Source organism: Amylolactobacillus amylotrophicus DSM 20534, from assembly GCF_001434555.1.
Classification (GTDB): domain Bacteria; phylum Bacillota; class Bacilli; order Lactobacillales; family Lactobacillaceae; genus Amylolactobacillus; species Amylolactobacillus amylophilus.
The window spans coordinates 370662-380797 of record NZ_AZCV01000001.1 but is presented as its reverse complement, the minus strand read 5'-3'; the positions used below and the strand labels follow the sequence as shown (position 1 = coordinate 380797).

General features: G+C 46.4%; 12 protein-coding genes and 2 tRNA genes. 9 read left to right on the top strand and 5 right to left on the bottom strand.

Annotated features, from left to right (window positions below; all coding sequences use genetic code 11):
- The first annotated feature begins 191 nt into the window (after window positions 1–191).
- The 4 genes from FC62_RS01875 to FC62_RS01860 all read left to right on the top strand — a co-directional run bounded on the left by FC62_RS01875 (window position 192) and on the right by FC62_RS01860 (window position 3120).
- Window positions 192–1532 (top strand): glucose-6-phosphate isomerase, encoded by a 1341-nt coding sequence (locus FC62_RS01875; protein WP_056946028.1) that lies wholly within the window; start codon window positions 192–194, stop codon window positions 1530–1532.
- Between the two features lie 30 nt (window positions 1533–1562).
- Window positions 1563–1799, top strand: a complete 237-nt coding sequence (locus tag FC62_RS01870) for a hypothetical protein (protein ID WP_054745292.1) — start codon at window positions 1563–1565, stop codon at window positions 1797–1799.
- An 83-nt stretch (window positions 1800–1882) separates the two neighbouring features.
- Entirely contained in the window at window positions 1883–2377 is a 495-nt protein-coding gene (locus tag FC62_RS01865; protein WP_054745290.1) for a hypothetical protein, read from the top strand.
- A gap of 86 nt (window positions 2378–2463) precedes the next feature.
- The gene (locus tag FC62_RS01860) at window positions 2464–3120 is read left to right on the top strand and encodes a histidine phosphatase family protein (protein WP_056946029.1); all 657 of its coding nucleotides are present in this window, start codon (window positions 2464–2466) and stop codon (window positions 3118–3120) included.
- Between the two features lie 520 nt (window positions 3121–3640).
- Here the strand turns inward: FC62_RS01860 and FC62_RS08315 are convergent.
- On the bottom strand, window positions 3641–3850 hold the full coding sequence (locus FC62_RS08315) for an SHOCT domain-containing protein (protein ID WP_056946030.1): 210 nt from the start codon (window positions 3848–3850) through the stop codon (window positions 3641–3643).
- A gap of 219 nt (window positions 3851–4069) precedes the next feature.
- On the opposite strand from FC62_RS08315, the gene FC62_RS01850 reads away from it, so the two are divergent.
- Window positions 4070–5083 (top strand): inorganic phosphate transporter, encoded by a 1014-nt coding sequence (locus FC62_RS01850; protein WP_056946031.1) that lies wholly within the window; start codon window positions 4070–4072, stop codon window positions 5081–5083.
- Between the two features lie 10 nt (window positions 5084–5093).
- Window positions 5094–5717 carry a DUF47 domain-containing protein gene (locus tag FC62_RS01845; RefSeq protein WP_056946032.1) on the top strand — a complete coding sequence of 208 codons (624 nt, stop codon included), beginning with the start codon at window positions 5094–5096 and terminating at the stop codon, window positions 5715–5717.
- A gap of 93 nt (window positions 5718–5810) precedes the next feature.
- Here the strand turns inward: FC62_RS01845 and FC62_RS01840 are convergent.
- The 3 genes from FC62_RS01840 to FC62_RS01830 form a co-directional block, all read right to left on the bottom strand.
- A tRNA-Gln gene (locus FC62_RS01840) sits at window positions 5811–5883 on the bottom strand.
- Between the two features lie 6 nt (window positions 5884–5889).
- A tRNA-Glu gene (locus FC62_RS01835) sits at window positions 5890–5961 on the bottom strand.
- 51 nt (window positions 5962–6012) lie between these two features.
- On the bottom strand, window positions 6013–6339 hold the full coding sequence (locus tag FC62_RS01830) for a hypothetical protein (RefSeq protein WP_054745282.1): 327 nt from the start codon (window positions 6337–6339) through the stop codon (window positions 6013–6015).
- A gap of 169 nt (window positions 6340–6508) precedes the next feature.
- On the opposite strand from FC62_RS01830, the gene FC62_RS01825 reads away from it, so the two are divergent.
- The 3 genes from FC62_RS01825 (at window position 6509) to FC62_RS01815 (ending at window position 8420) form a co-directional block, all read left to right on the top strand.
- On the top strand, window positions 6509–7153 hold the full coding sequence (locus FC62_RS01825) for a TetR/AcrR family transcriptional regulator (RefSeq protein WP_054745280.1): 645 nt from the start codon (window positions 6509–6511) through the stop codon (window positions 7151–7153).
- Entirely contained in the window at window positions 7150–7335 is a 186-nt protein-coding gene (locus tag FC62_RS08235; RefSeq protein WP_054745278.1) for a hypothetical protein, read from the top strand. The genes FC62_RS01825 and FC62_RS08235 overlap by 4 nt, the downstream gene beginning before the upstream one ends.
- A gap of 71 nt (window positions 7336–7406) precedes the next feature.
- On the top strand, window positions 7407–8420 hold the full coding sequence (locus FC62_RS01815) for a serine hydrolase domain-containing protein (protein ID WP_056946033.1): 1014 nt from the start codon (window positions 7407–7409) through the stop codon (window positions 8418–8420).
- 217 nt (window positions 8421–8637) lie between these two features.
- Here FC62_RS01815 and FC62_RS01810 read toward each other — a convergent pair whose 3' ends face one another.
- The gene (locus FC62_RS01810; protein WP_056946034.1) at window positions 8638–9996 is read right to left on the bottom strand and encodes a Mur ligase family protein; all 1359 of its coding nucleotides are present in this window, start codon (window positions 9994–9996) and stop codon (window positions 8638–8640) included.
- Between the last annotated feature and the right edge of the window lie 140 nt (window positions 9997–10136).

Here is a 10136-nt window from a genome sequence, read left to right as displayed (position 1 = left end):
TAAAGCGTGGAACGCTTGAAGTGGCAAGTAAGGCGGAGGAAGTTATCTTTTGAAACACAGTTAAGAAAGTAGTGGCAAAAGATGGTCAGGATCCACACTCTTAGCCGTTGATTAGTCACGTCCGTTTCTTGCATTTTGCCGGTAAAATGGTTAAAGTATACAATGTTAAAACAAATTTTCGGAGGAAAAAAATGACACATATTAAGTTTGACCAATCGAAATTAACCCCCTTCGTTCATGAGAACGAACTACCTGAGATGCAACAGCTTGTTACTGCGTCTGACCTTGCATTAAGAGAGGGGACAGGAGCTGGTAATGACTTCCGGGGCTTCATCGACCTCCCTGTTGATTATGACAAGGATGAATTTGCTCGGATCAAGGAAGCTGCGAAGAAGATTCAATCCGATTCTGATATCTTGGTTGGTATCGGTATTGGGGGCTCATACTTGGGTGCTCGTGCAGCAATCGACTTCCTGAATGGCGCATTCTACAACTTTGCGGCTGATCGGAAGCATCCACAAGTTATTTTTGCTGGTAACTCAATCTCTGGGTCATACCTCCATGACTTGATTGAACTGATTGGCGACCGCGACTTCAGCTTGAACATTATTTCTAAATCCGGTACAACGACAGAACCTTCAATCGCTTTCCGGATCCTGAAGGCTAAATTGGTTGAGAAGTACGGTAAGGAAGAAGCCAACAAGCGGATCTACGCTACGACTGATCGTGAGCGTGGTGCTTTGAAGACAGAAGCCGATGCAGAAGGTTATGAAGAGTTCGTTGTGCCTGACGATATCGGTGGTCGCTTCTCAGTACTCTCAGCTGTTGGTCTGTTGCCAATCGCCGTTGCCGGTGCCAACATTGATGAATTGATGCACGGTGCAGCCCAAGCACGCCTAGACTATGCTGACCCTGCATTAGAGAAGAACGAAGCATATCAATATGCGGCTCTAAGAAATATTTTGTACCGTAAGGGTTACACCACTGAGTTATTAGAAAACTACGAGCCAACATTGCAATACTTCGGCGAGTGGTGGAAACAACTGATGGGTGAATCAGAAGGTAAAGACCAAAAGGGAATTTACCCTTCAAGCGCAAACTTCTCAACCGACTTACACTCACTTGGACAATACATCCAAGAAGGGCGGCGGAACTTGATGGAGACCGTCATCAAGGTAGAAAATCCCCGTCATGATCTGACTGTGCCTGCTGAGGAAGAGAATCTTGATGGCTTAGCATTCCTTGAAGGTAAGACGATGAACTACGTGAACGAGCAAGCATACCAAGGCGTTGTGCTCGCCCATACCGACGGTGGTGTGCCTGTAATGACCGTCTCGATTCCTGACCTGTCAGAATTCACATTGGGTTACCTGATTTACTTCTTCGAAATTGCAGTCGGTATCTCAGGTTACCTGAACGGTATTAACCCATTCAACCAACCTGGTGTCGAGGCATATAAGAAGAATATGTTTGGTCTACTCGGTAAGCCTGGCTATGAAGATTTAACGAACGAATTGAAGAAACGCATTTAGTTTTTTGAAATTAGATTGTGAGGACTTTAATTGGAAAAAGTAGTAACTAAGGATCGCTATGACTATGAGGCCTGGTCTAATCAGGTATTAGACGGATTGGTTTTCGAGTATCGGTTAAGTGAGGTCGAGGCAATAAGCGTCCTCAGCCATCAGAAAACACTAGTGAATAAGTTGTTCAATGAGTTTACGCAGAATCCGGAATTTTCATTCTCGGAGACACTCGATCGGCTCATGGACGATGATTTAGAAAATGACTGCTACAATTAAAGAGAAAGATGTGATAAAATTATCACATCTTTTTAATTTGCTTAAATTAGGAGAAATTCTGCAAGACTGAGGTCATAGTGCACATGAACAAACAATTCAAACGTCTGGTGGATGGTTTCCTAATCGCTCTGGTGGCAATACCAATTCTCCTGGTTATCGCATTAATCGTCGCGGCAGTCTTGTTGCTTGGTGGTACAACGGCGACCATTGCCGTGGGTGTTGTCTTATTGATTCTGCTCCTAGTTCCCGTCATCATCGTGGTGACACTTGTCGTGGTGTATTTCTATACCAGCAGGACACAGAAAATTAGGGTCAACACACCAGAGCAGAAGTATCACTTCGTCTTTCATGATGTGATTAAGATGCGGGACATGTTGAGGGTAATCTGGCAGTTTGTTAAAGAAGAGCGGCAAACGGGGAGTTCCTGGTCGCGGGCAATTCGCCGTGGTTACCTGCATTTCGTGAACACTGAGTTCAAGGATTACTTCGGTGAATTGATCAAGGTTAACTATGGACTCGATGCATATGATGCATTCATGGCTGCCCGGCTGTCTGATTTAGAAGTCAGCTTCAGTTAACGACAAACTATATTTTCTGGTATTTTTCATTTAATTGTGTAGAATAGAAAGAAAATATCTAGCTAAATTTAGTTTGGGGGATTTGTGTGAAGGAAATCGAAGTTTATTTCGTCCGCCACGGCGAGACTATGTATAATTTAATGCGGAAGATGCAGGGCTGGTCGGACACGCCGTTGACCGAACGGGGAATCCCGGTGCTTGAAGCGACTGCGCAAAAGCTTCAAAATACCCACTTTGACGCCGTTTATAGTTCAGACCTGAAACGGGCTGTGGATACAGCGAAGATCATGCTGACGGCAAATCATGCCACGGATACACAGATTATCGAGAGCAGGAATCTCCGTGAGGTTTTCTTTGGCTCGTTTGAGGGCGAGAATGAGGAGGAGACCTGGGAACGTGTCGGGGCCCCCTATGGTATTAAGACGATCGCTGAATTTCGGGATCATTATTCACCGGATTTCTTGCGTAATGCCACCAAAGAAGCCGATGTACGTCATTTGGCAGAGAATGCCCAGGAGGTCAAGGTGCGACTGCAGGCGGGCTTACAAGAGATTTATCAGGCCAGCGCGGACCACTCACGCATTCTCGTAGCGACCCATGGTGGCGTCATTAAGGACTTGGTTAGTAAGAATTCACCCGCTGGCTCGCCCTACCACACCCAGTTCCCGAAGAATGGTAGTGTTACTAAGACACGGCTAACGGGCCAAAACATCATTATTGATGATTATAATCTATTACCATAGGTAACAAAAAAGAGCCTTAATCATAAAGATTAAGACTTAACAAACTTTCCACGAAATCATCACAGACAGAGGATCTCACTCAGAACTCTGCCTTTTTTCGTGTCCAAAATATAACACGGCACCAGAGCTCGCTGTCAACTAAAGTATATTTATCAGACCAAGATGGTAAAGAACTATTTTTGCGTAGTTATATATGTGATGGCTAGTGGGACCACTCCAGCAACAGAAAGTAAAGGAGGCGGTGCCATGAGCAGAATGGGAAGTGAGAGAGTGAGAGTTGGATTCTTTCAACTTTTTGAAATTGTTGAAGACACTAGTTGATGGCCTAAAAGCCCTTGATTGGTTGATTAAACTAATCAAAAAAAGCCTTAATCATAAAGATTTAGACTTAACAGCTTTCCACGAAATCATCACAGGCAGAGAATCCCTCACGAATCTCTGCCTTTTTTCGTGTCCAAAGTATAACACGAGGCCAGAGTAAACTGTCAACTAAAATATATATTTCTTTACCCAGCATATTCTATTTTTGAAGTGTTTCTTTACGCTCCAAGTATTCGTCCTTTTTAATATGCCCCTCTGCATAGAGCTCATCAATAATATCCAGCGGCCTGTTTTGCAGGGAGCGCGGCTGTTTTCCGCGGGAGAATAACACGCCAAGCAGCACAATAATTAGGATAATGAAAGTAGCCAGCAACCACCAGGATGGGCCATTGCCAAAGGAATTCATCATGTGAGTTCCCCAGTAACCAAATCTGTTACCACACATTATTTCACCTTCTTTAACGGTATTATACACCCGGTAATGGCGAATGCCAATCAATTCAATTTGACGGTTGAATTGCATATTTTGAGTGCAAATTATTCAAAAATTTAACGAGACGGCGGGGGGAAAATAAGTTATGATAGCTACGGCAGTATTTTCTGACATTTTGAGTTAATAGGAGTAAATATGAATATCGCTTTAATTGTTACCATTGCGCTGGTGATGGGCGTCGTGTTCGTCAATGGTTGGACCGATGCACCGAATGCCATTGCTACCGCAGTTTCAACTCGCGTGTTGCGCCCGAATGTGGCGATTTGGATGGCTGTCGTCATGAACTTCTTGGGGGCGCTCGTGATGACCTTCTTCAACGCCAAGGTGGCCGAGACCATCAGCAACATCGTGAGTTTCGATGGGGCCGGTAACGCCAGTCAGGTTGCCCTGTCTGCCGCGCTATTTGCTATCGTGACCTGGGCGGTCGCTGCATGGTGGTTTGGCATTCCTACGAGTGAATCACACGCGCTCGTTGCTGGGCTCACCGGTGCCGCAATGGCTCTTGGTGGCTTGAACGCCGTCAATGTGGACGAATGGTGGAAGGTCATCATTGGCCTTATCGTCAGCACTATCCTAGGCTTTGGTGGTGGCTATTTGATTACTAAGCTCATCATCTGGATTTTCCAGGGAGTCAACCGGATCTTCGCCAACAAAATTTTTACTGGTGGGCAGGCGTTTGGCGCCGCAGCCATGGCGTTTCTCCACGGCGCCCAAGATGGGCAGAAGTTCATGGGTGTCTTCATGTTGACCCTCTTCTACAACGGCCTCGTCGAGAAGAGCGGTAACGGCTTTGCCATTCCCATCTGGGTTATGGTGCTCTGTTCCGTGACCATGGGAATCGGTACGAGCGTCGGCGGGATGCGCATCATTAAGTCCGTCGGCATGGATATGGTGAAGCTGCAGAAATATCAGGGTTTCTCAGCCGACGTGGCGGCAGCAATCACGCTGCTACTATCCTCAATCTTCGGTATTCCTGTGTCGACGACACACACTAAAACAACGGCAATCATGGGTGCTGGTGCAGCCAAGCGCCTCTCGAGTGTCGATCTCACCGTTGTGAAGAACATGGTACTCGCCTGGGTACTCACGTTCCCTGGGTGTGGGATTATCGCTTTTTTGATGGCAAAATTATTTATGGCAATTTTTTAGGAGGAACGAGATGGCAAGAAAGAAAGGCTATGACTACTTTGGTGCAATGGAACACCTGGCAAAGGACACGGTGCGTGCGAGCCAGATTCTACACGAGATCATTAACGAATATGACCTAGACACGCTCGCGCAAAAGAGCGAGGAGATTCACAACATCGAACGGGAGAGCGACGAGGTTGTGAAGGAGGTCATGAAGGAGCTCTACGTGTCGTTTATCACGCCACTTGACCGGGAGGATATCGTGCAGATTATCGACCGGCTCGATGACATCATGGACGGGATTAACGGTCTCACATATGAGTTCTACTATTTGAATGTCCAACAGATGGCGCCAAATGCGGTGCAATTCTTCGAATTAATTACTCAAGCAGTTGCGGCTGTGCAGGAGGCAATCAAGGAGTTCCCACACTTCAAGAGTTCAAAGACGCTAATGAGTAGAATTGAGGAGGCCAATAAGATTGAGTCGCGGGGGGATCACCTGTACACCGAGGATCTGGCCCAACTTTTCCGCACAGAGAAAGACCCAATCGATGTTGTACGCTGGAAGAAGATTTTCTTCAGCTTCGAGTCGGTGTTAGATAGCTGTGAGGATGCCGCCGACATTATCATGGGCCTAATCATTAAGAATAGTTAGCAAGTTGAAGAAGTCCATTCCCGGGCTTCTTTTTTTATGCAAAAAAATAACCCACACATGAAAGTGTGAGTTATTAAGCTGGTGTGACCCAAATTGGGATACTCGGGATCGAACCGAGACATTATGGATTCAGAGTCCACTGCCTTACCAATTTGGCGATATCCCAGTAAAATCACCCGTACGGGAATCGAACCCGTAACTCCACCTTGAGAGGGTGGCGTCTTAACCATTTGACCAACGGGCAAAAGTACAAGTAAGATTGTATAAAAGAATACGGTACTATGTCAAGGGGTATTTACTCAAAACTTAATTCAACTAATAATAAATCACGATTGGACACATCACTCGTCGTCACCCAGACGTCTTTATACGTGCTCTTCGACTGGGATGAGACCTTGTTGAAGAAGTAGATAAAGAGGTCCGCGTTGGCATTGACAAAGCTGCGGTCTAGGCGCTCAACGTGAAGGCGCATCACCGGAAAGAGGGTCACGTCGACATTGAAGTCGGCAAATTTCTTGCTGAACGCGAAGGTTAGCTGGTTGGCGTATTCCGTTGGTTCCTGAATGACCTTTGCGCTATTGTCCCTGATAAATTCCAGCACGGGTAAATATTTATTGTCCATGTTCTCACCACCAATCTCCTGTTGCTGTAATAATTATAGCGTTTCCAGCTTCTTTATGAAAGCCGTTTGCGGTGGAAAAAGCAGTATTTTTTCGTTGCATCAGTGTCTGAGAAGGGTATAATGACAAATTGTCATATGACAGATTGTCACAATATGGAAAGGAAAGCTCATGCCAACAAAAACTTTTTTCGGACTGGGAGAAGAGAAGCGGGAACGGATTGTCGCAGCTGCGACGGCGCAGTTCACGACCAAGAAATTCTCTGATATCTCAATTAATGAGCTCATCAAGCAGGCAGGGATCCCCCGTGGTAGTTTCTACCAATACTTCCTGAGTAAAGAGGATTTATTCTTCTACTTAGCTAAGGAGAAACAAAAGGAGCTGCTTCTTTTGTGGCAGAAGCAGTTACAGGAAGCTCACGGCGACCTGTTCTTGGCCTTTCAGACCTTCGCCAACAAGGAGATTGATTGGCAGATTAATGACGCGGACCAGATGTTCTTCCGGAACATGTTCGTTTTCATGGGCGACCACAAGGCGTCACAGTGGTTTGAAGGTGATAGCAAGCCACATAACCACCACCATTTCACCCACTTCGGGCTCGACCTTATTGACACCAGTAAACTACGTGTGAAGGATGAATCGGAGCTTGAGCTTTTATTCCAAATTATGATTGGCCTGTTAGTACAAATTGGCCGTTCAAAGCTCATCGACCAGGACAACCAGGTTGACCAACTGAATAAGAACTTCAGACTAAAGGTAGCCTCCCTCGTCCGGTGGCTGAAATACGGCGTTTTAAAGGAGGAGAGTAACAAGTGATCAAATTAAGTAAATCACGTTGGCCATTATTCAAGTCACTCCAGAAGAAGACGGATAATCTCAACCTGATTTTCCGTGAAGGTCTAACTGGCGTGCGGGTAATTCGTTCCTTGCTGGTCTTTACAATAGTCAATTTGCGGGTAACGCAGAAATCTAATTTATCTAAAACGTTATGGCTGTAAAAGCAGACCATAGCGTTTTTTAGTCCACTTAGGTAAATTATGCTATTCTATTTACAGAGGTTTAAAACTAGATGATTGAATATTTTGCCACACAGAATCTAATTGAAAAAATGGTGACGGCGCGGATTGTTCCGGGTGTGAACTACGCATTCATTAAGGGCCAACAGGTGTTCACATCAACCGTGGGTTTCTCGACCTGGGTACCGGAAAATGTCCAACTGAGTCCATTTGCCCAGTATGATTTAGCCAGCCTCACCAAGGTTCTCGGCACCACCACGGTCTTTCTTCAACTCTACGAGGAAGGACAACTCAACTTTTCTGAGCCGTTACAGCAGTTTATTCCGACGTTTAAGGACCACCGGGTACGGTTATCCCACCTGTTGACGCACACGTCTGGTATTCGTGGCTACATCGAACACCGAGATGAATTGAGCGCACGGGAATTAATTGAGGCCATTATCAACTTACCCGTGACAGACGAATTTGACGAGAAGGTGCGCTATTCAGACACAAATTTCATTCTGCTCGGGTTAGTACTCGAGGTAATCTTCGATAAGCCGGTCTGGCAGGTGATTACGGAGCAGGTGATTAGACCGATGCACTTGCAGGCTACCACATTTTACCCAGATAAAAAAAATAGTGTACCAACGACGATGCGAGAGGATGGTACGCTGATTCAGGGTGTGGTCCATGACCCGAAGGCACAGGTTTTGAAGGAGCATTGCGGCTCAGCGGGATTGTTTAGCGACCTGAACGACCTAGTGGTGATGGCACAGGGATACTTGGGCTTGAACCGGGATATTTTACCGCTGCACCAAGAGACCGTTGCTGAGTTGTTCAAGCCTAAAACGCGGCCAACGATGGATTTTCGCAGTTGGGGTTTCGACATGGTCTTTGATCCAATCGACCAACACGCGATTATCCTGCATACTGGCTATACCGGCACCTTGGTTGTCTTTGACAGGCTAATGCGGACCGGGATGATCCTGTTGACGAATCGGGTTCATCCAAGCGGTAACAATCAAATATTCATCACGGCGCGCCAGAAGATCATTGCGAGCTTCTTGGATGAAAATAAGCGTTAAAAAATGCAGCTTTCCAATTTGGAAAACTGCATTTTTACTTATCTTCAGCTGCGTGCGCTAGTACTCAAAAGCTAACCGTGGGTGTACACGCTCTGCTTTGAAACGCGTTAGCACCCACAACTTTTTCCGTCTAGCTTCTCAGCTCTCACACCACTGCGTGGCGTTTCAGCTGCGTGCGCTAGTACTCAAAAGCTAACCGTGGGTGTACACGCTCTGCTTATTCCATTCCGGCTGCAATCACCTTTTCATCAGCTAACTTCTTGCGTAAGGCGAGCATCGCCGTATACGTCGATAGGATGTAAACTTTCTTCGTTGGGGCCTTTTTCACAGTCTCTAAGACACTGTTAAGCGAGTCTGTCACCTGCATCTGCGCTGGGTCAAAACCAGCGACTTCCAGGCGCAAGGCCATATCGTGGAATCGTTCGCCCCCGACGATCACCTGCTTAATCTTTGTTCGCTCTAACAACTCGAAGTTGCCATCCCAGATCCAACTGGTATCGATGCCATCCGCATGTTGAGCGTTTAATAGGGCGACAAGGCTGAAGTCGTCCTCTTCCTCGTTTATCAGGTCGACGATTTCGTTCAGCCCAACTGGATTCTTCACCAAAATGAGGTTGATGTTGTGGCCATTATAAGTAATCAATTCCTGGCGTCCAAACAGACGTTGGCTGTTGCTGAGTGCCTGCATGATTTTGGCAGCGGGTACGTCGAACTCTCGCGCCACACTGTAGGCTGCAAGTGCATTATGGATATTATACTTACCACCGATCGGCATCGTAATTTCCTGGTGCTCAATCGCGAAGTTAATGGTATTTGGCGTGAGCTTGCCGATGTTTGTAACCTGGTGAGTTAACGCCGGCCGTTTGAAACCGCAGTTGACACAGAAGTAGTCCCCCAGGTTAGCGTAGCTGAGTGCGTGGTAGTGGAGGATATGGTTGCAGACGGGGCATAAGACACCATCCGTGTTGGTCGGGGCCTTGAAATCAGCTGCCTGGTCAGCATCCTTAGTCGAAACACCGTAGTAACAAATGCGGTTTGGTAGCTCGCGAGAACTGAAGATGCTGGCGTCACCGTTTGCAACCACCAGCGCATCAGGCGCGAGCTTAATCCCAGACACAATCTTGTCGTAGGTCGTATAAATCTCCCCGTAGCGGTCCATCTGGTCGCGGAAGAGGTTGGTCAACACGAAAGCCTTTGGTTGAACGATTGCCGTGATTAATGGCACGTTCGCTTCGTCAACCTCGAGTACGGCGATTCTTCTCTTCGTCGTCTTGACTTTTTTGTGGCTCAAGAACGCCGTTGTGATTCCTTGTACCATGTTCGAGCCCGAGGGGTTCGTTAAGACGTCATCATACTCCGTCCTTAGTGCTTCAACCAACAGACTAGTCGTCATCGTCTTCCCGTTCGTGCCCGTGACGATAATCAGTTCATAATCACGCGCCAAGTCGGCCAGGACGTTCTCGTCTATCTTCGTGGCCAAGACGCCGGGGTACGATGTGCCACCATTCCTGAATTTGTGGAGGTACCAGAAGGAACCTTTGCCCACCACTGTAGCAATTTTAGCTTTTATTGTCATGTTCTCTCATCCTTTATTACATCTGCATTTTAATATAACATAAGATTGTCTCAAAACGCCTAATTTGAAATTTTTTTGTATATTTTTTAGCTCCAAGACCTTATACTTAAAAACAGTGTATAAAAGGAATGGTGAATTGA

Coding starts and splice junctions, on each gene's coding strand:
- FC62_RS01845 (WP_056946032.1), top strand. CDS start 5,094: ATGGCAAGAAAGAAAGGCTATGACTACTTTGGTGCAATGGAACACCTG.
- FC62_RS01865 (WP_054745290.1), top strand. CDS start 1,883: ATGAACAAACAATTCAAACGTCTGGTGGATGGTTTCCTAATCGCTCTG.
- FC62_RS01815 (WP_056946033.1), top strand. CDS start 7,407: ATGATTGAATATTTTGCCACACAGAATCTAATTGAAAAAATGGTGACG.
- FC62_RS01830 (WP_054745282.1), bottom strand. CDS start 6,339: ATGGACAATAAATATTTACCCGTGCTGGAATTTATCAGGGACAATAGC.
- FC62_RS01850 (WP_056946031.1), top strand. CDS start 4,070: ATGAATATCGCTTTAATTGTTACCATTGCGCTGGTGATGGGCGTCGTG.
- FC62_RS08315 (WP_056946030.1), bottom strand. CDS start 3,850: ATGATGAATTCCTTTGGCAATGGCCCATCCTGGTGGTTGCTGGCTACT.
- FC62_RS01875 (WP_056946028.1), top strand. CDS start 192: ATGACACATATTAAGTTTGACCAATCGAAATTAACCCCCTTCGTTCAT.
- FC62_RS01825 (WP_054745280.1), top strand. CDS start 6,509: ATGCCAACAAAAACTTTTTTCGGACTGGGAGAAGAGAAGCGGGAACGG.
- FC62_RS01810 (WP_056946034.1), bottom strand. CDS start 9,996: ATGACAATAAAAGCTAAAATTGCTACAGTGGTGGGCAAAGGTTCCTTC.